Genomic DNA, 22,263 nt, shown 5'->3' with positions numbered 1-22,263 from the left:
TCGACCAAGGACGCCGATAAATCATATGTCTGTCTTGATCAAAGACCTCATCCACATCCCCGAGCGCGTCCAGCGCGGGGATTTCGTGCTCAATCTGGCGAGCGGCCTGGAGGCCGACGCCGTGGAGCAGACGCTCCGGGACTATGTTGTCACGCCGCAGCTCGCGCGCTGCTTCGAAGACGCACTGAGTTTCGTCAAGAGCACGGTCAACAGCCAGCAGAACCGCAACAAGGGCGCCTATCTGCACGGCAGCTTCGGCACGGGTAAATCGCATTTCATGGCGGTGCTGCACCTGCTGTTGCAGGGCAACGTGCAGGCGCGCGCCATCCCGGAGCTGGGGGCGGCCGTCGCCAAGCACAGCGACTGGATGCAGAGCCGCAACATCCTGCTGGTGCCCTATCACATGATCGGCGCGGCGAGCATCGAGGCCGGCGTGCTCGGCGGCTATGCGCGCCACATCCGCAAGCTCCATCCGGGCGCTCCGGTGCCCGGCTTCTACATGAGCGAACGGCTCTTCGACGACGCCCGAGCGATGCGCGGGCACCTGGGGGACGAGCGGTTCTTCGGCGCGCTCAACGCCGCGGGAAGGGGCGGGAGCAACGACGGTTGGGGGGATGTCGCAACCGGCTGGGATGCCGTGAGCTTCGATGCCGTGATCTCCGGTCAGCCGGGGGGACAGCCGGGGGGCCAACCGAGCGAGGACGGCCGCGACCGGCTGGTCAGCGACCTGGTCGGGAGCCTCTTTACCTCATTCGCAGACCTCGCCAACACCCAAAGCGGCGGCTATCTGGAGTTCGACGAGGGGCTGCGCGTGATGACCCGGCACGCCAAGGCGCTCGGCTACGACGCCGTCATCCTCTTTCTCGACGAGCTGATCCTCTGGCTCGCGAGCCGTCTGTCCGACCGCAACTTCATCAGCAGCGAGATCCAGAAGGTCGTCAAGCTGGTCGAGACCGGCATCCCGCGCGAGCTGCCGGTGATCAGCTTCATCGCCCGTCAGCGCGACCTGCGCGAGTTCGTCGGCGATCAGTACAGCGGGGTGGAGCAGGAGATCCTGAGCGACTCGCTGAAATACTGGGAGGGGCGCTTCCACACCATCACGCTGGAGGACCGGAACCTGCCGGTGATCGCTCAGCGGCGTCTGCTTGCGCCCGTCGACGAGGCGGCCCGGGGCCAGATCGAGGCGGCCTTCGCCCAGACCGAAAAGATGCGCGAAGACGCCTTCAACCTGCTGCTCACCAGCCAGGGCGATCGCGAGATGTTCCGCGCACTCTATCCCTTCAGCCCGGCCCTGGTTCAGGCGCTGGTGGCGCTGTCCTCGGCGCTGCAGCGCGAGCGCACGGCGCTCAAGGTCATGCTGATGCTGCTGGTGGAGCAGCGCGAGACCCTGGCGCTGGGAAGCGTTATCCCGGTGGGTGACCTCTACGACGTCATCGCCTCCGAGGCCGAGCCCTTCTCCGAGCAAATGCGTCAGCATTTCGACAACGCCAAGCTGTTGTTCGAGCGCAAGCTGATCCCGCTGCTGGAGATGGAGCATCAGAGCGGCGTTCAGGCACTCCTGGAGCTGCCCCCGGGCGATCTGCGGCGGCAAGCCTTCAACAACGACCTGCGTCTGCTCAAGACGCTGGTGCTGGCCGCGCTGGTTCCCGAGGTCGAGAGCTTCAAACAGCTCACGGCGACCAAGCTCGCGGCCCTGAATCACGGCACCATCCGCTCGCCTATCCCCGGCCAAGAGGCCCCCACGGTGATGCAGAAGTGCCGCAAATGGGCGGGGCAGGTGGGCGAGATCAAGATCTCGGAAGACACCAGCCCGATCATCGGCATCCAGCTCTCGGGCGTGGATACCGAAAGCATCCTCGAGCAGGCGCGCATCAACGACAACGACGGCAACCGTCGGCGCCTGGTCAAGGAGATGGTCTTCGATGCCTTCGGCATCCGCGACGACAATCAGCTCTTCGTCGAGCACGAATGGGTGTGGCGCGGCACCCGTCGGCGCGTGGAGGTGCTGTTCCAGAACATCCGCGAGATGACCGACGAGCGCTATTTCGAGGCGCGCGACGACCAGTGGAAGGTCATCATCGACTTCCCCTTCGACACCGGGACCTATTCGCCGACCGACGATCAGGCCAGGGTCAGGGAGTTCGAGGGCGCGGGCGGACAGGCGCGAACCCTCTGCTGGCTGCCCTATTTTCTGAGTCACGGCGCCCGGCAGAATCTCGGCAAGCTGGTCGTGCTCGAAGACATCCTCAAGAGCGAGGACAGCTTCAACCGCTACAGCCGCCATCTCAGCCCGCAGGATCGGGCGAGTGCTCGAACCCTGCTGGACAATCAACGCAGCCAGCTGCGCCAGCAGATCAAAGACATCCTGATGGGCGCCTACGGCGTCGCCGCGTCCTTGCCCGGATCGCTCGACAACACCGATCTGCTCGAGTCTCAGCTCATGTCGCTGCAGCCCGGGTTCACGCCGAGGCCGCCGCAGGGCACCACCATGGCGCGGGCCTTCGAGCAACTGCTCGGGCAGGCGCTGGCGTTTCAGTACCCGGACCACCCGGCCTTTTTCGAGACTCAGGGCGACGGCGAGGTCCGGCCGAGCGATCTGGGCAAGATCTTCCTGGAGCTGCGCCGCGCGATCCACGCACCCCACGGCCGTATCGATGTGGACAGCCCGCTGCGTCCGTTGATGCGCCAGATCGCCCAGCCGCTGAAGCTCGGCGAGATGCACGAGCGTCACTTCATCTTCAAGGAGGACTGGCCCCAGCACCTCGGCCGCGAGCTGGCCAAGACGGGCGGGGAGGTGACCGTGGCGGCACTGCGCACGGCGATGGACCTGCCGCAGCCCAAGGGCTTGCCGACCGCCGTGCAAAATCTGCTCATCCTGATCTTTGCCGAGCACGGCCAGTACGCCTTCACCTTCCACGGCGGTCCTTACGAGGATGTCTCGCTCAAGGACATCCGCGACGACCTGGTGCTGATCAAGCAGGATCTGGCCGAGCCCGCGCAGTGGAAGCAGGCACTGGATCACGCGGGTGCCTTGTTCGGACTGACGATCAATCCTCTGAGGACGGCGAACAACCAGAACGCGCTGCAAAAAGAGGTGCGCGACGCGGTCAAGACCTATCTGGAACCCTGTCGCGAGCTGCTGTCTGCACTGACCGAACAGCTTGACGCCTTGGGTCTTTCGGCGAGTGGAAATCGACTCGCCAATGCCAAGCTTGGCGTTGCGGTGCTGGACGATCTGCAAGCGCGCGAAGGGCCTGCGTTGGTCACCGCCTTGGCGGGCATCGCACCCGTCACCAGCCTACCGGCGCTGGCCCGCAGCATCATCGCCGCGACGCGCGTGAGCAATGCCATCGCGGACAATAACTGGGACCTGTTGAAGGCGGTCTGGGACGGCGGCGAGGGCGTTCGGATCAAGCGCGCCGTGGCCGACGCGCTGGCGGCGGACGAGCTGGTCACCTCCCTGGCCGATGCGCTCAAGCAGGCACAGGCGGATGCGACGCGGCTGATCCAGCGACCGCCGGTCGTTCCGCCGATCGTTCCCCCGGTCGTGCCGCCACCGGAGCCGCCCCGGGGACTCAAGGGCAAGAAGGTGCTGAAGAAAGAGGATCGCCAAGGCTTGGAGGTCGACGAGGCCCGCCGCGTTCTGAAGGAGATCGAGCCGCTGCTGAGGGACGGGGTGATACTGGATATCAGTTATCAGATCTTGGGGGAGACGGATGGCTGAGGATCCCGTCTCCGACCACGCCGTGCTCCCGAGCGCCGTGCTCACCCAAGTGCAGGCGATCCTGAGCAAGGATGCCGGAGCCGATCGGATCGCGCTGGTCTGGCCCGAGCCCATCGAGCCGCGCGAGTTGCGGCGGCAGCTCTCGGACACGACGCTGCGGGTCGTCTATTGCCCCTCGGAGCTGGCGATACGCGAGCTGCTCGTGACGCACGCGCCGGGTGCCGAGCGGCTGGTGATGCTCTCGCCCTTCGATGAGACGCGCCTGTCCAAGGATGTCCTGGCACGGCTCTGGGGCTGCGAGCCGAAGCGCATCAGCCCTTGGCGGACACTGGAGCAACTGTTGCGCGTGCGCCGGATCGATCCGCGCCTGACCGGAAAACCCTATCGCTGGATTGCGGAGGCACTGGTCGATGCCTATGACCGCTATCGCGGGCGGATTCAGTTCGGCGAGGTGCTGGATGTCGATCAAGCCTGGCGCGCCCTGGCCTTGGCGCGGCTCGATTTCGCGGGCGAGGCGCTCGACCTGGACGCGCTCCTGGATTGGTCGCGCGGATCGCAGGTCGACGCGGCGGTCTCGGCGCTCCCCGAGCCCATGGTCGCGCACCTTGGCGACTGGCTCGCGCTCCGACTTGGCGCCTCGACCGAGCTGGTCCTGAGCCTCTGGCGAGAAGGGCACGCGGGCGACATGGTCGCGATCGGTCTGGTCTGCTCGGTGCTGTATCGCGATGGGTTGTCGCCGGACCAGGCGCTCTTCCAGGCGAGGGGCCGCCTGCGCGAGCGTGTCGTCGGCGGCGCGCGGATCGAGGATACGACGCTGCAGGACTACGGGCGGGCAACCGTCGGCTATCTTGAACGGTTTCTGGCCGAGCGCCCCTATCGCGCGCTCGATGCGCCGCTGACGCAGGCCCAGCAGCTCCTTGCGAGTCTCGACATGCGCCCACTCGCGGTCGCGTCGGACCTGCTGCCGGACGGGTTCGGACTGCGGCTCGACCGGTTCGCGCAGACGCTGGACGCGGCGCTTGCGGGCAAACCGATCGAGCCCGTGCTCGTCGCCCTGGCGGATCTGCGACGTCATCAACTGGCGAAGGTCCGCACGGAGCAGCTCGGCACGGCGGAGCTGACGGTCCGCGCCTGCCGTTGGCTGAGAAAGGAGGAGGTGGAGCGGGGGAGCCTGGCGGAGGAGGTCGGGGACTATGTTGGGAGTGGCGGCTATCTCGACTGGGCGCGCAGCCGCCTCTGGTCGGGCGACGCGCACGAGGCCCTGAACCGCGTCTACAGGCAACTGATCGGTCAGGTGTCCGCGCGGCGCGAGCGTCTGAACGAGCGCTTTTCGCACCATCTGCCGGCCATTGCGCGTGGAGATCAGGTCAATGGGTCGGTTCTGCCCGTAGAGCGGGCCTTGGATGTCCTTATCGCTCCGCTGGCGAAGCAGCAGCCGGTGCTGGTCCTGGTGCTCGATGGGATGAGTCACGCGGTCTACCGCGAGCTTGCAGGCGATCTGCTGCATGACGGCTGGGTGGAGCTTCAACCGGCGGACAGCACCGGCCCCTGTTGTCTGCTCGCCGCCTTGCCGACGATCACCCGGATCAGCCGCTATGCCTTGTTGTCCGGCACGCTGGGCGAGGGCACCGGTGCCGACGAGAAAAAGGCCTTTGCCGCGCATCCCGGCTTGAAGACGCTCTCGTCGACGAAGTTTCCCCCCCGGTTGTTTCACAAGGGCGATCTCCTGCAGCCGGGCAGCGGTGCCTTGGCTGAAGGGGTGCGGGAGGTCATCGCGGGCCAGGCGCACAAGGTGGTCGGTGCGGTGATCAACGCGGTCGACGACCAACTCAGCAGCGGTGCCCAGGTCTCGGTGCGCTGGTCGGTGGCGTCGATCGGCGTGCTGCGCCGGATCCTGGAGGCCGCCCGGGAGTCGCGCAGGCTGGTGATCCTCACGAGCGACCATGGTCATGTGCTGGATCACGACATGACGCTGGTGCAGACGGCGGCCGAGGCGGAGCGCTTCAAGCCATTGAGCGAGCCGGTCGGGGTCGGCGAGGTGCGCGTCTCGGGCGAGCGCGTCGTGCTTCCCGGCAACCAGGTCATCCTGCCCTGGTCGGAGCGGATTCGGTACACGGCGAAAAAGATGGGCTATCACGGTGGCGGCTCGCTCCAAGAGGTACTGATTCCGTTCGGCGTTTACCGCAATGCCGGCGAGACCGGCCCCATCGAGGGTTGGCGCGAAGTCGCACGACAGGAGCCCGACTGGTGGGTGATCGAGCCTGTTGCCGAGCCTGTTGCGGAGCCGATGACCACATCCGCGGGTGATGCCGTGCCGACGTCATCGGCCGGGCCGTCGAAGCCGTCGAAGCCATCGAAATCATCGAAGCAGGACGCGCACACGCTTGACCTCTTCGCCGAGCTGCCGACGCCGAGTCCCGAATCAGAACCCGCGCCGGATCCCGTGCGGGCGGGGGAGGGCGATTGGATCGCAGCTCTGATGGTCTCGCCGGTTTACGCGCAGATGAAGGCACGCAGCGCTCGGGTGATGGTGAGCGAGGCGCAGCTACGGCAGCTCTTGGATCTGCTGTCTCGGGCGGGCGGTCAGCAGATGGCGGCCGCCGTGGCGCAGGGCCTGGGTCTCCCCGAGATCCGCCTCTACGGACTCCTGGCGGGCGTGCAGAAGCTGCTGAATGTCGATGGCTATCCGGTCCTGGCGATCGACCGGGTATCCAAGACGATCCGGCTCGATCTGGCGTCTTTGAAGACCCAGTTTGAGCTATGACCATCAGCCATCAACGCCGAGACGACATCATCGACGCGCTGCGGCGCGGCACCGTGCCGCAATACGGGCTCGACGCGCTTGCGGTGGGGCTCGCGCCCTTCGAGGCCGCATTCGACGAGGAGCTGACGAAGGTCGCCCGCGGGCGCGGGCAGTTCAAGGCGATTCGCGGCGAGTACGGCAGCGGCAAGACCTTCATCGCCCGCTGGCTGCGCGAGCGCGCCCATCGCCTGGGCTTCGCCTGCGCCGAGGTGCAGATCTCCGAGACCGAGACGCCGTTGCACCGCCTGGAGACGGTCTACCGACGTCTGATCGAGCGTCTGACCACGGCGGATTCGCCCTCCGGGGCTTTCCGTAATGTCATCGATGCCTGGTTCTTTGCGCTCGAGGAGGACGTGATCGCTCAGGGCGAGGTGGATCCCGACGACGTCGCCGCCTTGATGAATGCCACGGACGCGCTCATGGAAAAACGTCTCGGCGAGGTGGTGCGCTCGGCACCGGCCTTTGCGCTGACCCTGCGGGCCTATCGGCGCGCGCTGCTTGAAGGGCGAGACGACATCGCCGATGGGCTGCTGGCCTGGATGGCCGGTCAGCCGAACATCGCCGCGACGATCAAGCGCTACGCCAACATCAAAGGGGACATCGACCATTTCGGCGCCCTGAGCTTCCTGCAGGGCGTGCTGACCATCCTGAAAGACTCCGGCCATCCGGGGCTGCTCTTGGTGCTGGACGAGGTCGAAACACTGCAGCGCATGCGTGGGGACGTGCGCGACAAGAGCCTGAATGCGCTGCGCCAGCTCATGGACGAGATCGACAGCGGACGTTTTCCGGGGCTCTATCTGGTGATCACCGGGACGACGGCATTCTTCGACGGTCCGATGGGTGTGCAGCGCCTGCCGCCCCTGGCGCAGCGGCTCGCCGTGGATTTCGCGACCGACGCCCGTTTCGACAATCCGCGCGCCGTGCAGATCCGGCTCAAGGGATTCGACGTCGCAGCCTTGTGCGAGGTGGGCCGCAAGGTGCGCGATCTCTATGCAGAGGGTTGTGCAGACGATCGGGTAGAGGGCAGGGCGCATAGACGCCTGACTGCGGTCGTCGACGAAGCCTATGTCGCCGCGCTCGCCGAGGCCGTGACGGGCGCGCTCGGCGGAAAGGTCGGGATCGCCCCGCGGCTGTTTCTGAAGAAGCTGGTCGGCGAGGTCATGGATCGGGTGGATCAGCATGCCGATTTCGACCCGCGGCAGCACTATGCCCTGACCGTCGGCGACCGGGAGCTGAGCGCCGTCGAGCGTGCCGCCCGATCCGCCACAGGGGTGGACGACATCGAGCTGGATCTGTGACGGCTGCAACGGGTAGCGCGACGGGCAGCGCCTTCGATCGTCTGCATCCGGCGCTACAGCACCACATCGTCAACAGCCTTGGCTGGAGGTCACTGCGTCCGCTGCAGGAGGCGACCATCGCGCCGATCCTGCGCGGGGAGCATGCCATCCTGCTTGCGCCGACCGCAGGCGGCAAGACCGAAGCAGCGGCCTTTCCGGTGCTCTCGCGCATGCTGAGCGAACGCTGGGACGGGCTGAGCGTCCTCTACATCTGTCCCATCAAGGCGCCGCTGAACAACCTCGAGCCGCGGCTGGCGTACTACGCCGGCCTGCTGGGGCGCCGTGTTGCGCTGTGGCACGGCGATGTCGGCCCGGGGCGCAAGGCCAGGCTCGGCGCCGATCCGCCGGACATCCTTCTGACGACCCCCGAGTCACTGGAGGTGATGCTGGTCTCCAAGCGCATCGACCATCGGCGGCTGTTCGCGAATCTGCGCTGCGTCATCATCGATGAGGTCCACGCCTTCGCGGGCGACGACCGCGGATGGCATCTGATGTATGTGCTCGAACGGTTGGGCTACATCGCTGGCCGGGAGCTGCAGCGCTTGGGACTCTCGGCAACGGTCGGCAACCCGGAACAGCTCTGCGACTGGCTGGCCGCGGGTTTCGCGCAGCCTCGCAGCGTCATCGATCCGCCGACGGACGCAGGCGCAGCGCCGGAGATCGCGCTCGATTGGGTCGGCAACCTGCGCAACGCGGCGCTGATCATCTCCAGACTGCACCGAGGCGAGAAGCGACTGGTCTTCTGCGATAGCCGGTCCAGGGTCGAAGCGCTTGCGATCGAGCTGCGCGGGCTGGGTGTGAGCACCTACGTCTCGCACAGTTGCCTCAGCCTCGAGGAGCGGCACGCGGCGGAGACTGCGTTCAGCCAGGGGCAGGATTGCGTGATCGTCGCGACCAGTACCCTGGAGCTGGGCATCGACGTGGGTGATCTGGATCGGGTCATTCAGATCGATGCGCCGGGCACGGTGTCGTCCTTTCTGCAGCGCATCGGACGAACCGGTCGACGCGCCGGGACGGCACGGAACTGTCTCTTTCTGATCACCAGGGAGGAGGCGTTCCTGCCGGCCGTCGGTCTGCTGCAGCTCTGGAGCGAAGGCTTTGTCGAGCTGATCGAGCCGCCGCCGCTGCCGTTGCACATCTTCGCTCAGCAGATCATGGCGTTGGCCCTGCAGGAATCCGGGATCACCAGGGCCGACTGGCCGGCCTGGCTGGGGCGGCTTCCCGGTTTGGCGCGGGTCGAGCCCAAAGAGCTGATACAGATCTTCGACTTTATGCGCGAGACCGAGATCCTGCATTCCGATCAGGGTCTGGTCGGGATCGGCCGATCGGGCGAGCGCCAGTTCGGGGCCAAGCACTTCATGGAGCTGTTCTCGGTCTTCGTCAGCCCGCCGTCGATCCAGGTCTTTCACGGCCGACAGCAGATCGGAGAGGTCCATCAGTCGACCTTCATCCTGAAAGAGGAGGGGCCAGCCGTCCTGACCCTCGGCGGGCGCTCTTGGGCAACCAAGTTCATCGACTGGCCAAGACGCAATGCCTACGTCGAGCCGACCGAGCTGCACGGACGCTCCCAATGGCTGAGCGCCGGCCAGCCGCTGCATGTCATACTCTGTCAGGCGGTAGCCCGTGTGCTGGGGCGCGAGGACAACCCGCATGAGGATGGCGTCGCATTCTCCCGACGCGCCCTGGAAAAGATGGCAGCGTTACGCGAGGAATTCGACTGGGTCGAGCCGGGCAAGACGTTCCTCGTTGTCTATGCGCACGACAGGATCCTCTGGTGGACCTTCGCCGGCCGACTCCTCAACGCGGCGATGGCAGACGCGCTGGCCGGAGAGGCCGTCAAGGTCGCCGCCGACAACCTCGCGGTCAGCTTCACCGGCGCGGTCGATCCGGCATCGCTGAAGAAGGCGATCGCCGAGACGATTTTGGCGGAGACGGCCAAGCTTGAGCTGCCGCTCGATGACGGATTCATCGCCGAGCTGAAGTTCGGTGAATGCTTGCCGGAGGCGTTGCGCGAGCGCGAGATGGCCGAGCGATTTGACGTTTCCAAGGGCCTCGCGGTGCTTCGCCGTGCCCCGGTGATCATCATTCGGGGGCACGAAGCGCCAGTGTTCCCCTAGGGCAATCAGCGCCAACCCGACCCCTCGCGCGGTCGATGTCCTTTCCTCGCCCCAGTGTCAGGTCGTCTGGCCTCCCCTATCTCGGAGCTTTGAGCCATGTTTCTCGATCCATTCCACGCGGCCGAAGACGGCACGTTACGCATCTCCGCGCCGCAAGGCAGCGCCTTCGCCAAGCAGGTCGCGGGTGACTTCAATCCGATCCACGATGCGACGAATCCGCGCTTTTGTGCCCCCGGCGATCTCCTCTTTGCGCTTGTCCTCGCCCGATGTGGTCTTGCGAGCCGGATGACCTTTCGCTTCACCGGAATGGTCGGAGCGGGTGCCGCATTGAATGTCATTCAGAGCGACGCAGGCGTCGTGGTCGAGACGGCCGACGGCAAGCCCTGTCTCGAGGTCGAGCGTTCGGGACAGGTCACCAGGGATTTGATCTTGATTGAATCGCTGGTGCGTCGCTACGTGGCCTTTTCGGGTCAGAACTTTCCGCACATCCTGGTGCCGCTCATGGAGCAGCAGGGTGTCATGATCAACCCGGATCGGCCACTGGTGATCTATGACCGGATGTCGTTCGAGCTGGACCGATTGGACTGCCCTGACGTGGACGTTGCTCTGGAATCGAGCGAGCTCGAGGTGAAGGGCAAGCGCGGCGAGGCCCGACTCGGGTTCCGCCTGACTGCCGCCGGGGAGCCGGTCGGGCAGGGCGCGAAGACCCTCATCCTGAGCGGCTTGCGGGCCTATGAGCCCGAGGCGTTAAGGGGGTTGGTCGAGCGCTATGCCGGGTGGAAGGCAGCCTGTCTCGCTGGCATCTGACCGCCTTATGTTGGGGCGAGTGTCACGCGTACGCCGCTTTCAGCACGATCTCCATGCGCACCTCGTCATGGTGCCTCACAGTCGCCCGGATTCCAGCAGCTTGATCAATGTGTTTATATCAGCCCCGTAGTTCTTTGGTGGCCCCGGCGGTTCGTGTGGGTGCTCGGCCTTCGGTGCGTTCTTCCCATCCGGCGAAGCAATTCCAGAACCGGGAGACGCAAACAAAAACAAAAACTTGCGTGTATGTTTCCGCAGAATTACTTCGCGGTGCTGCGAACTAAAAAGGTGAACACCCGACCGTCGCGAAGAAAAAAGGTGAGTAGCCGACATGAGAGAGAGCCGGAGTCGGGCAGCTGAGGAAAGGCTCGAGCACCCGGATCGGGCATAGGCGGGGATGCGCCGGAAGACATATGCCGAGCGCAGTGGTGTTAGCCTATATCGGCTCTATTTGTGCTGGGCGCGGCACCGGGCGTAGGAGAGTGAAGCGGACGCCCGTTCCAGCAATTCTAAATTTGCCGCCGTTGTCCGGGTGATCAACGATTGGGGGCGGGCGCGCGGGCTGCAGGGCCTCCAGCATGAAGTCGAAGAGGTGATCCCAAGAGGTAAAGGGCATGTACAAGGTGAGCGCGAGCAGATGTTCGAAGAATGTGGGCCGCGCGAGGGTAGGCGCCGGCGGATCGCGCGATAGAGTTGGCCGAGCAGAATCACCGTCGCGCAGCGGCAGATCATTGAGCCAGCGATAGTTCTCGGTACGGCGCTGCTTGCCCGTTCAACGTGTTTTCACCAGGGTCGGAACCGCGCCGATACGCTCGAAGTCCGCGACCCATTCATATAGCAGGGCATGCGACGGTGGCAGGCAGACGAACAAAAACGCACAGTCCAGCGCGAGCACCTGCTCGCAGAGCGGCTGATGACAGTCCAGATCGTCGCCCGGGATCGTGGTGCGCTACGGCGCGATGCGTGCACGCCACTTCTGAAGCCAGCGCGGTCGCAGCATTGATTTCACAGTCCTGCTTGGCCTGCCCGTCTTGCGGGCGCACGAATGCCGGTGGCAAGGCAAAGACCTGCGCTTGCCCCGGGGCGACGATCACCGGTGTGACGGCAACATGGTAATACTGGGTTTTGCCGTTACTCAGCGTGCGCGTAGAGCAGTGCTCGCATTGTATCGACTCTGAGCAGTGGTGCTGGGTCCCGTCGAGCGCAATCAGCAGGCGTCGACGCCGCGGTGCGATGCCAAGGCGCCGTGCCGGTGCAGCGCCTCGATGAGTTCGAAGAACACCGGCGCGAGATGATCCGCCGAGATCGGGTCGAGTCGAGCAGATTGCCGATCTGCTGCGTGCTCGGGATCCGATGCACGCCGAACAGCGAGCTGGCGTTGTTCTCCCCGTGCTCTTTCTATATGCGCCGCTGATCATCCAGGAACGACGGACTCTGCAGGAAAAACGCCGAGAAGACACTCAGCGCGGCGTCGCCGATGGCATAAGACTGGTTGTTGCCGCCCATACTGTGATCGGGAAAGTCAAACAACGCCTCGCGTATCCGCTGCACCAAACCGGTGACCGAGAACACGTCCGCCGTAGGATCACTTTGGGCAAGGGCAGGCTTGAGGACCAACGGAATCTCCAGTAGCTTCTCAGAAATCCCTCATAAAATAATGGTCTTAAATTTAGAATTGCTGCGCCCGTTCAGGTTTGTTCGCGTGGTTCTGGATGTCGTGCAATAGTGCCGAGGTCGGTCCGCCCTAGCCAGCGCCTGCACCTGGCCGCGGGGTGATGCTGGTAATGGGAGGGCGGCGTGGATCGATCACCTGTTGGATCGGTGGCGAGTCCTGTGATCGGCGGCACCCGCTTACACGCCCGCGCCGGAACCTTCATCAGCATCAATATGATGAGTCATGAATTAGCCCGAGAGACCGAGGAGATTGCCCATGGCAAGAGCTGCAACCCGCGTCTTGACCGCGAGCGTCCCTGTTTCACTGGCCGCGAATGTCGATCAAATGGCTGACCGTCTGGAGCTCGAGGAAGAGCGCGATCGCCTCACCCGGGTAACCCTGGCCGATGTGGATGCTGGCCGGGTCATCGATCTCCAAACCGTCCAATTGTGGTCCGATCGACTGGATACGGACGAACCTCTGCCAGTCCCGCGCTGATGGAGCTTGAGTGGACCAGCAAGGCGCTCTCTGCTCCAACGCGGCTCCGTGACTTCGTCGCTCTAGTGAACAAACCGGCGGGCACTTTCCGTTCGGGCACTCGTCAAGCCACCGACGACGCTGCTAGCTCACTCGCAGATCAGCGAAAAAATTATTTGCCGCGCGAGGTCCGGCGGCAGGTAGACGCGCATTGCGGTCCCTGGGGCCCGCGCTCTGGATAAGCCGGTTACGACCCATCGCTTCCATTCTGGTCGCGCACCTGAATGGCAGCAATCAGACTGATACCAGTCACACCAGGAGTCGTCCGAAACGCCAATCATCGTCGGGGCGCATCGGTGACTTCGGCTGTACCTTGCCGATTTACACACACCAGATTCGCTTGACCGCCACGCCATCCGCTATGATCTTCCGCCATGGGAACCACCCTCGTCAGTTGGCTCGGCCGCACCGATTTGCGCGCCGTCGCTGAGAGTCATCAAGTCGGCCTCGGCCCCGTGGCCCAGGCCCTGCAAACCGGGCGCTTCGACAGACTGGAGCTTCTCTGCGACTACGGCCAGGATGAAGTCGCGTGCTATCTCGCCTGGATTCATGACCAGTTCGAGGCACCTGTCACTCCACACCATATCACTCTGGATAGCCCCACCGACTTCGGTGCCATTTACCGCCACGCCCGTCAGGTGGTGGCGGATACGGTTGAGAGCCAGCAAGAGGGCGACAACCTCGCCTTCCACTTGAGTCCGGGTACACCCGCCATGGCTGCGGTCTGGATCATTCTCGCCAAGACCCGCTTCCCCGCCGAGTTGATCGAATCGTCCATTCCTGGTGGCGTGCGCACCGCGTCGATTCCCTTCGATATTGCAGCGGATTTCCTACCCGATCTGCTCAACCACCCGGACCGCGAGTTGGAGCGACTCACCGCCGGACTACCGCCTGCCGCACCGGAATTCTCAGCCATCATCCACCAAAGCCCCGCGATGCAACGGGCCATTGCCCGCGCCCGCCGGGCTGCGCCACGCTCAATCCCGGTCCTGATCGAGGGCGAATCCGGCACCGGCAAGGAACTCCTCGCCCGCGCCATCCACCAGGCCAGCCCGAGGCGCAACCGTTCGTTCGTCACCGTCAATTGCGGCGCCATCGCGCCGGATCTAGTCGAATCCGAGCTGTTCGGTCATGAGAAAGGCGCATTCACCGGCGCCGCCGCGCGGCGCGCGGGCTACTTTGAGGCTGCGCACACGGGTACGCTCTTCCTCGACGAGATCGGAGAGTTGCCCAAACCCGCCCAGGTCAAGCTCTTGCGCGCACTTCAGGAAGGCGAGGTCATCCGGGTCGGCGCCACCTCCGCAACCTCGGTGGACGTGCGCATTCTCGCCGCGACGAACCGTACCCTCGTCGAGGAGGTCGCAGGCGGGCGCTTCCGCGAAGACCTGTTCTACCGCCTTGCCGTGGCCGTCATCCGGCTACCGCCCTTACGTGAGCGCGAGGGCGACACCGGCCTACTGCTCGACCGGCTGCTGGACCAGGTCAACTGCGAGAGCGAGACCGAACCGGGTTACACTCCAAAGAAACTTTCGGTCGGCGCAAGAAGACTTCTGATTGAGCACCCGTGGCCCGGCAACGTCCGGGAGATGCAGAACACCCTGCGCCGTGCCGCCGTCTGGACACCTGGGCCCGTCGTCGACACAGAGGACGCCCGCGACGCCTTGCTACCCAGACCAAGATCCAAGGAGGGCATAGAACAAGACCCCATCCTCGGCCAAGACATCGTGCAAGGCGTGGATCTCAAGGCCATCATCGACCGTGTTGAACGGCACTACTTGGAGCGGGCAATCGAGGTCACTGCCGGCAACAAGAGCCGCGCCGCTACGCTACTTGGCTTAGGCAATGCCACGACTTTGACCAACTGGCTCAAGAAGCATGGGGTTCAGACGTAATGGCATGCAATCTGCTGTACCTGGTTAGCCGGGTGCCGCCCTGTTGCGACTTGCTGGCACTCAGAGAACACACGCCCTCGCCGCTCGGTAGTCCAGAGCGAGCTACTAAGGTTACTGGATTAAATGCGGAACGCCCTTGCACGAACCAGATAAGGCGACCGGAACGTCAGACACCCACGGAAAGCAAAGGGCAACCCGATGATCCTAAAGGCACTCACCCTCGAAAACTTCAAAGGGTTCCGTGAGCCCGTGCGGGTTAAGTTTGCGCCACTGACCCTCCTATTTGGCCCCAACAACGCCGGCAAGAGCAGCATCGTGCAGGCTTTAATGTATGCCCGAGAGGTCCTCGAGCGGAACAATTGCGACTCGGGTCAGACGCAGCTCGGCGGAGATATCGTTGATCTCGGCGGTTTTCAGAACCTCGTCTATGGGCATGACCTAAACCGCGTCATCCGTATGCGTTTCGAACTTGATCTGAGTGACATCGAGCTGCCACGCCACATCGACTGGGTAAAGGAATTTGGGTCCGGGGTTGGCATTGAGGAATTCGCCGATAAACGCAAAGAAGAGATCTTCGACTCAATCGATGAATTTCTGTCTAAAACTTCAGATATCTGGGTAGAGATTCACATCGGTTGTTTTAAGCCTACGCAATTTGATGCATCGGCTAAACCGACAGTCCAGAGATATTTGGTGGGCAGAGGCGTGAGCGACGTCTATGCAGAGATTTCTTTACGCGAAGACGGCACTACTGCAATAACTAAGCTCAGCTTTGGCAAGTCGCCATTTGGTTACACCTGCCTTCGAGAAGATGGTACGCCGGTCGGGGACTACGAGTTACTAGAACTATTCGACGGGTTAATCGGCGACGGCTCTGTCCCGGTTGCCCCCGATAAGGCATTGCGGCTGAGGCTACACGGAACGGCCATTCCCGAGATAGGAAAACTTCTTGATTTCTCTCCTAGCGTTTGGATGTCTATTGACAAAGAGGGAAAGAAAGAAGGATTGTTTCACAATCGAGCATTTGAAGAGGAGCGTTTGAAAGACCTGTTAACGAGGTTCATCACAGGCCCAGCAGAGCTGCTGCAGCAAGCTCTGCAGAATTCGGTTTACGTCAGTCCATTTCGAGAAATGCCGCCACGCCACTACCAACCCGCGCGCTCGCCGGACACCAAGCGCTGGGCCAATGGGCTCGCAGCCTGGGATTTGCTGTTGCTCGAAGAGAGGACCTTCGCAAAACAAGTCAACAACTGGCTGACTGACCAGAAAAAATTTAACTCTGGCTACTCCATTGACGTGCGTCATTATCGCGAGTTGGAGATCGACAGTGACATCTACAAGGATCTGACTGACGAGGAGCCAAAGACCGATCTGGATTTAACCTCGGTCCGATCAACGTTGTTGAATTTAGCCGAAGGTCGGAGGCTATCGATACGGGATCATCGAAGCGGTATAAGCCTTTTCCCGCAGGATCTTGGCGTTGGTATTTCGCAGCTGATACCGGTCATAGTTGCAGCCCTGCACACCACATCCGGTATCGTCGCCATCGAGGAGCCGGAGTCGAATATCCACCCGGCGTTCCAGGTGGTTCTTGGCGATCTTTTTATTACCCAGGCAAATTCTAATCCTGATGTGATGTTTCTCGTCGAGACTCATAGCGAGCACTTAATGTTACGTTGCCTGCGACGGATCAGGGAAACCACCGAGGAGGAGATACCCGCTGGTGCGCCGAGCTTGCGACCCGATGATGTTGCGGTTCACTTTGTGTCGCGAAACGAGCAGGGATCACGGATTGACGCTATCCATATTGATGTTGATGGTGACTTCACAGATCCTTGGCCAAGTGGTTTTTTTCGGGAGCGTGCGAAGGAGTTGTTTGGATGATTCTGGAATTCGCCATAGAACCTGAGTTTTTTACAAGCTGGGAACGTTGTCGGTACCTGACCGAAAAATTTGGAGTCTCCAAAGGAAAATTGATTTCTCGGTATCCTAAGAGATGGCTGAAGATGGTTTACGCCAATCTAGAACAGGATAAGGATTTGGGGGAAATGGACCGGAAGCGAATAGAGGAAAAGCTAAGTGGGATTAAAGAACAAATGCTTTATCGCCATCACGATTGGAATCAATCCATCGACTGGATGATGAATGCTGAGCGCGAAACCGACCTCCGACCGTTCGATGGGATTATTGGGGCGGACAACCCAAGAAGTCACCCACATGTTTTTGTGTTCGATGATTTGGACGAGAACTGTCGTTCTGAATGGGGAATGAAAACAGAATACACGGTCGAGCGCACTGCGCGTGATCTTGCATCAATAGCAGCTCCACTTCTACGGATTTCGCAGCATGTGGTTTTCATCGATCCACACATTGACCCATACAAAAAAGGATATGTAGAGTCGCTTCCCAAGTTCTTGGAGGCATGCATTATCGGTAGACATAATAAGTATCCACTAAAAATAATAGAGTTTATCTCACGGTATAAAGTTATGAGTTTCGAAGAAGAATTTCGTCGGCAGCTGGGTCGGGAACTTCAGGAGCTCAACTCTATGGGAGTAGTTGTTACGGTTAAGCGATTTAAAATACGACAGAAGGAAGAATCCCCTCGGGGTGCGGATGGATTACATAATCGATATATCCTGACGGAGCGCGGGGGTCTCAATTATCGATGGGGCTTGGACGCAGGAGGAAAAGGAGAAACGGACGATGTCAGCCTGCTGAACCCAGCTACTTGGGATAAGCGTTGGAAGGAATACATAGGCGACAATCCAGTCTTCGACCTGGGAGAAAAATTCGAGGTTCGGGGCACCGCGTGACCACGAATTGCCTCGCTGTCACTACCGTGGCCCCAGGGTAAACTGCCCGACGCCTATAGGGCTCTCCCGGATCTCAGGGAACGCCAAGTTTAGTAAAATCAGTGTTCTACGCAGCCAATCTTGGTAAACTTCCATTCGAACGCTTTTAACTCAATGGAAAACCGATGATTGACCAGAGCCAACTCCTGCGCCTGCTCGGACTGCCGCAGATCGCCATCGACCGCGTCGAGATCACGGACGCCGCTGTGCTGGAAATTCATGTGCACAGCACCGAGGAGGGCACGCAGTGCCGGAGCTGCGGCCGACGCATCACTGAGCCGCATGGACTCGGTGAAGAACGGCGGTTGCGCCATCTGTCGATCTTCGAGCATCGCACCGAAATTCTCATTCGTCCCAAACGGTATCGCTGCCCCGATTGCCGGGATCATCCCACCACCACCCAACGGGTGGACTGGTACGACCCGCGCAGCGGCTTCACCCGTGCGTTCGAACACAGCCTGATGCGCGCCCTGATCAACAGCACCCTGGAAGACGTCGCGCACAAGGAGGCCGTCACCCCGGAGCACCTCGACGGTATTCTCGATCGGTGCGTCCCGAGCCAGATCGACTGGACGACGCTCACGGCGCTGCCCGTGCTCGGGCTCGACGAGATCGCCTTGACCAAAGGCCACGGCAATTTCGTGGTGATCGTCAGCGCCAGGGTCGAGGACACCCTGAGCATCCTCGCCGTGCTCAAGGACCGTAAGCGCGCGACCATCGAGGCGTTTTTGCGCACGATCCCAAAATCCTTGCGGCGCACCGTTCGCGTCGTGTGCACCGACCTGTACAGCGGCTTCATCGGTGCGGCCAAGGCCGTCTTCGGCACGCACGTCGCCATCTGCGCCGATCGCTTCCATGTCGCGCGTTTGTATCGCGACGCCGTGGAGACGTTGCGCAAGACAGAACTGCGCCGGCTCAAGCGCGACCTGTCGAAAACCGAGTACGGCGGGCTCAAGAACGTCCATTGGATCCTGCGCAAGCGCGAATCCGACTTGAGCGCCGAGGAACGGCGGATCCGCGCCCGGTTGTTCGCCTATTCCCCGCAACTCGCGCAAGCTCATGCCCTCAGCCAAGCCCTCACCGAGGTCTACGACATGCCCCTGTCCAAAGGTCAGGCCAAGCGCAAACTCAGTGGCTGGATGCGACGGGTCAAGAACGCCGAGATGACGTGTTTTCAATCCTTCCTGAAAACGTTGCGCCGTCATTGGGACGAGATCACCAATTATTTTACCGAACGACACACGAGCGGTTTCGTCGAAGGTCTCAACAACAAGATCAAAGTATTAAAACGGCGGTGCTATGGCTTGAGCAACCTGCGCCGGCTCTACCAGAGGGTGTACCTCGATCTGTGCGGTTATCGGGTTTTCGCGCGCTGATCAATGAAAAACAACCGCTTAAAAATGGCTTGGACGGGGTGCGTCCAGCGATATTTTCAACCAACGTGTTCGGTCAAAATGACTACAACGTCATGTTTTTAAATATTTTAGCGCTTTCCCTGAATTCCGGGAGAGCCGCCTATAGTCGGGTTCCGCCTTGTCCCACCTGCGGTGGAAATCCAACGCGTTGACAAATCCACCTCGCGCGGTGATCGCTGCAATCGGATTCCTCCCAACGCTTCCTAAGCGCGATGGCGACATTGCGCTCGTGCGTGAACGGATTACCAGAGTAGAGCAATCGCGAAAGTGATCCTATCTATAACCGAACCTGATTAGAAAGAATGTTCCGCCAGGCTCACGGAATGAGCCACCGGTCGGCGCAGACAGGTCGCAGATCCACCACCCGACGGAGTCTGCCATGGCCATGAATCGGATCCAGTTCCAGCACGGGATGTCGTTGTTCGAGCACTCGCTCAACGACCATGGTCATCCGCTGCGCGCGAAGTTCACCCAACTGCCCGGCTTCACGCGGACCGCCATCGCCGCGTGGGCAGGCGCGAACCTCGCCCCCACCAGCACCGTCATCTCCGACGGCCTGGCCTGCTTCGCCGGCGTCACCGACATCGGCTGCGCCCACCAGCCGACCGTGGTCGGGACGCGCAAACCCAAGGACTTGCCGATGTTTCGCTGGGTCAACACCGTTCTCGGCAATCTCAAGACCAGCTTCAGCGGGGCTTACCACAGCTTCGATTTCGGCAAATACGCCGCCCGTTACCTGGGCGCGATCGCGTATCGCTTCAACCGCCGCTTCGATCTGCACGCCCTGCCGGCCCGCCTGTTGGTGGCAGCGACTGCTTGCGGCCCCGCCCCCAATCGTGGATTCGGCGCGTGGCGGAAGCTCCTTGCTAATCAGGTAACCGAAAGAAAACTTCGAGAACCGCAAGAAATATGTATCTCGCCACCCCTGGCCCGGCAATGTGCGGATATGGGGAGTGGTCATGCGGCCTGGTCATCGGGTTCAATCAGCGATTATGGGAAGGAGCGAGATGCCGCGCCTTCCGGTGCCGAGCAACATATGACGAAGGATTCTGGTCTCCACCAGAGCGTTCAGTAAGCCATGGATCTCAAATTCTCCAATGGCCGTGTTGCGAAGGATGATCGGAGCAGTCTTTGCAGACCACTCATAGCAACAGCCGGCAAACCTCCACACTACTGGAGTTCGGTAACCCAAGAAAAGTCCAAGGCTTGTGCTAAAACGCTGCCTGCAAGACTAGTGGCGCGCGGATTGCTTTAAAAGAGCAGGGATGCGCCGCCTGGTCGGTCTAGGGGCAAACACGGCAAGATTCTAGTGGCATGGAGGTTGCTGAACAAAAGTCCCAGCATGGATCAGGGCCTCGATACCACAGGCGATTCCTGCAAGGTTGGATAGTTTGAAGGCACCTTAAGGGAGAGTTCTATGACCACTCGCAACGTCAACCTTGTCGGCTCGGAAGACTCCGAGTTCCAAAAGCACAGTTTCTTGAGCTTCTTCACCCATGGCTACCACACGCATGTACTTAGCCTCAGCGCGATAGCAGCTATCGCCGATGTCGACTTGGCTACATCCCACGACTTGGTCCGGGATTTGCTGTGTTCGCAGTACGAGATGAATAGCAACATCTTCCTGATAGATGCCCGCAGTTTCATTGGGCACGCGAAGAGTCCGAGGTCTTAGAAGAAGCAGCCAAAGCATAAACCTAGGAGGATCTTGTCTTTCGTAAGGACGATTAACTCATCCCGACACCCAGGACCACCAGTTTCCTCAACGAGTGCCTTAACAGAAACCAAGTACGACTTGAGCGGCGACCCTCCGGCCGACGCAATCCCTGACCGCCCGGAGCACAACGCCTACCGGCTTAGCCGCAGAGGGAAGGCAATGCGCAAAAACCGCGCAGGAAAGTTGACGTCTACCCGACCGGTCGGGTAACCATGACCCGCCTGCCCCGGCTTAATGGTCCGGGGAACGGTTGTCCGGATGTTGATGGAACAGGTTTCCTAATGGTTTGGAATGCGTATGTCGGCACGCTCCAACTGTTCCCACTTACGGCCTTGATCATCGTTTGGTCCAGCTGCTGGCGATACTTGCGTCGTCAGAGATTCCAGCCCTGATCCTGTCAGGCCAGGATGGCCTGACAACGCATTCGGTGGCCGCGGTGGGCGAAGGGATGATCGAGGCCCCACTTACGTTTACCTCAATATAGGATATATACTCCATGATCAAGATAATTGCGGGTATCTTGTTACTCTTCATTCTACCCTTCACAATTAATGCTTTTCTATCTAAAATTACCATGCCAATTAGTATAATCTTAGCGATCATTTTGATGTCTAAGATTAAATAGGGGATCGCTTTCAGAAGTGGGCCGCACCCAACGTTAGAAGTCGAGTTTACACCCCTCTCGGGGTTAGCTCGGAGCGACAGGACCCGCCCTGGAGCAGGTGGCTTGCGACCCGAAGCTACCGCTATGGATTGATCTTCGGACCGTGAAGTTAGTAGCGCCAAGCCCGAGTGACCTCTTTTCGCGCCGAAACCGAGCCTTCCGTTACCAATGAGACAGCTGCATGGCGTGTGGTCAGCCGGAGGTACTCGTCAGCCATTTCTGTGTATTATCAAGCTAGGGAATTTTCCTTTTATTGCATTTGGTTGCCACCATGCATTCCATTTATCAATACGTCTCGGGTGATTGCGATTGCGGATATCCGGATGAATCGCTATGTATTGTGTGGACGAGAGTGGCGCATTCCATTTTTGTTTGCTCGCTTCTCCGCATAAAATTGCTCGTTCAGCCTGCTTGAGTATTTGTCTGTTAAATTCGTATGCTTCCGCAAGAATAGTTCTATGGTCTCTCAATACAATTTTTTCTCCGATATAGTGATAGGATAAGTTTAGAAAAGCAATACCATTGGCTGCCAGTTCCAGAAAATAGTCCTTTGGTTTGGAGTATGATGCCTGGACCTCCTCTAGGTTAGTGCCCAACGATTGCAGAACATGAAGCCCACTGCAATTGTCGGCAAGTTGTAGGCTCTCCCGGATCTCAGGGAACGCCAAGTTTAGTAAAATCAGTGTTCTACGCAGCCAATCTTGGTAAACTTCCATTCGAACGCTTTTAACTCAATGGAAAACC

12 protein-coding genes and 1 pseudogene are annotated in these 22,263 nt (G+C 61.1%); 11 read left to right on the top strand and 2 right to left on the bottom strand.

Features of this window, described 5'->3' with window-relative positions; translation table 11 throughout:
* Positions 1 to 25 precede the first annotated feature (25 nt).
* The 5 genes from BDD21_RS20530 to BDD21_RS20510 all read left to right on the top strand — a co-directional run bounded on the left by BDD21_RS20530 (position 26) and on the right by BDD21_RS20510 (position 10,788).
* Complete coding sequence (locus BDD21_RS20530; RefSeq protein ID WP_120798742.1) at positions 26 to 3,724, top strand: BREX-2 system ATPase PglY family protein; 3,699 nt, start codon at positions 26 to 28, stop codon at positions 3,722 to 3,724.
* Entirely contained in the window at positions 3,717 to 6,488 is a 2,772-nt protein-coding gene (pglZ, locus tag BDD21_RS20525) for a BREX-2 system phosphatase PglZ (protein WP_120798741.1), read from the top strand. The genes BDD21_RS20530 and pglZ overlap by 8 nt, the downstream gene beginning before the upstream one ends.
* Positions 6,485 to 7,825: a BREX system ATP-binding protein BrxD gene (gene brxD, locus BDD21_RS20520; RefSeq protein WP_120798740.1), complete on the top strand. Its 1,341-nt coding sequence runs from the start codon at positions 6,485 to 6,487 to the stop codon at positions 7,823 to 7,825. The genes pglZ and brxD overlap by 4 nt, the downstream gene beginning before the upstream one ends.
* Entirely contained in the window at positions 7,822 to 9,981 is a 2,160-nt protein-coding gene (locus tag BDD21_RS20515; RefSeq protein WP_120798739.1) for a DEAD/DEAH box helicase, read from the top strand. The genes brxD and BDD21_RS20515 overlap by 4 nt, the downstream gene beginning before the upstream one ends.
* Before the next feature lie 96 nt (positions 9,982 to 10,077).
* Positions 10,078 to 10,788: a DUF3581 family protein gene (locus tag BDD21_RS20510; protein WP_120798738.1), complete on the top strand. Its 711-nt coding sequence runs from the start codon at positions 10,078 to 10,080 to the stop codon at positions 10,786 to 10,788.
* 1,395 nt (positions 10,789 to 12,183) lie between these two features.
* On the opposite strand, the gene BDD21_RS20500 is transcribed toward BDD21_RS20510, so the two are convergent.
* On the bottom strand, positions 12,184 to 12,402 hold the full coding sequence (locus BDD21_RS20500) for a hypothetical protein (RefSeq protein WP_120798736.1): 219 nt from the start codon (positions 12,400 to 12,402) through the stop codon (positions 12,184 to 12,186).
* A 313-nt stretch (positions 12,403 to 12,715) separates the two neighbouring features.
* Between BDD21_RS20500 and BDD21_RS20495 the strand changes: the two genes are divergently transcribed.
* The 6 genes and pseudogenes from BDD21_RS20495 to BDD21_RS20470 all read left to right on the top strand — a co-directional run.
* Complete coding sequence (locus BDD21_RS20495) at positions 12,716 to 12,937, top strand: CopG family transcriptional regulator (protein WP_120798735.1); 222 nt, start codon at positions 12,716 to 12,718, stop codon at positions 12,935 to 12,937.
* A gap of 413 nt (positions 12,938 to 13,350) precedes the next feature.
* Entirely contained in the window at positions 13,351 to 14,868 is a 1,518-nt protein-coding gene (locus BDD21_RS20490) for a sigma-54-dependent transcriptional regulator (protein ID WP_120798734.1), read from the top strand.
* A gap of 198 nt (positions 14,869 to 15,066) precedes the next feature.
* Positions 15,067 to 16,752: an AAA family ATPase gene (locus BDD21_RS20485; protein ID WP_120798733.1), complete on the top strand. Its 1,686-nt coding sequence runs from the start codon at positions 15,067 to 15,069 to the stop codon at positions 16,750 to 16,752.
* Positions 16,749 to 17,684 (top strand): hypothetical protein, encoded by a 936-nt coding sequence (locus BDD21_RS20480; RefSeq protein WP_120798732.1) that lies wholly within the window; start codon positions 16,749 to 16,751, stop codon positions 17,682 to 17,684. The genes BDD21_RS20485 and BDD21_RS20480 overlap by 4 nt, the downstream gene beginning before the upstream one ends.
* A gap of 164 nt (positions 17,685 to 17,848) precedes the next feature.
* On the top strand, positions 17,849 to 19,099 hold the full coding sequence (locus tag BDD21_RS20475; RefSeq protein ID WP_120795416.1) for an ISL3 family transposase: 1,251 nt from the start codon (positions 17,849 to 17,851) through the stop codon (positions 19,097 to 19,099).
* A gap of 469 nt (positions 19,100 to 19,568) precedes the next feature.
* Positions 19,569 to 20,008, top strand: a pseudogene (locus BDD21_RS20470) (transposase); the annotation flags it as partial.
* Between the two features lie 1,720 nt (positions 20,009 to 21,728).
* On the opposite strand, the gene BDD21_RS27555 reads toward BDD21_RS20470, so the two are convergent.
* Positions 21,729 to 22,235, bottom strand: coding sequence for a hypothetical protein (locus BDD21_RS27555; protein ID WP_147431169.1), 507 nt, complete (start codon positions 22,233 to 22,235; stop codon positions 21,729 to 21,731).
* Between the last annotated feature and the right edge of the window lie 28 nt (positions 22,236 to 22,263).

This window comes from Thiocapsa rosea (assembly GCF_003634315.1).
Taxonomy (GTDB): domain Bacteria; phylum Pseudomonadota; class Gammaproteobacteria; order Chromatiales; family Chromatiaceae; genus Thiocapsa; species Thiocapsa rosea.
The sequence above is the reverse complement of the archived record's forward strand: the minus strand, read 5'-3'. Positions and strand labels throughout refer to the sequence as shown.

Coding starts and splice junctions, on each gene's coding strand:
- BDD21_RS27555 (WP_147431169.1), bottom strand. CDS start 22,235: ATGGAAGTTTACCAAGATTGGCTGCGTAGAACACTGATTTTACTAAAC.
- BDD21_RS20495 (WP_120798735.1), top strand. CDS start 12,716: ATGGCAAGAGCTGCAACCCGCGTCTTGACCGCGAGCGTCCCTGTTTCA.
- BDD21_RS20480 (WP_120798732.1), top strand. CDS start 16,749: ATGATTCTGGAATTCGCCATAGAACCTGAGTTTTTTACAAGCTGGGAA.
- BDD21_RS20530 (WP_120798742.1), top strand. CDS start 26: ATGTCTGTCTTGATCAAAGACCTCATCCACATCCCCGAGCGCGTCCAG.
- BDD21_RS20475 (WP_120795416.1), top strand. CDS start 17,849: ATGATTGACCAGAGCCAACTCCTGCGCCTGCTCGGACTGCCGCAGATC.
- pglZ (WP_120798741.1), top strand. CDS start 3,717: ATGGCTGAGGATCCCGTCTCCGACCACGCCGTGCTCCCGAGCGCCGTG.
- BDD21_RS20485 (WP_120798733.1), top strand. CDS start 15,067: ATGATCCTAAAGGCACTCACCCTCGAAAACTTCAAAGGGTTCCGTGAG.
- BDD21_RS20490 (WP_120798734.1), top strand. CDS start 13,351: ATGGGAACCACCCTCGTCAGTTGGCTCGGCCGCACCGATTTGCGCGCC.
- BDD21_RS20510 (WP_120798738.1), top strand. CDS start 10,078: ATGTTTCTCGATCCATTCCACGCGGCCGAAGACGGCACGTTACGCATC.
- brxD (WP_120798740.1), top strand. CDS start 6,485: ATGACCATCAGCCATCAACGCCGAGACGACATCATCGACGCGCTGCGG.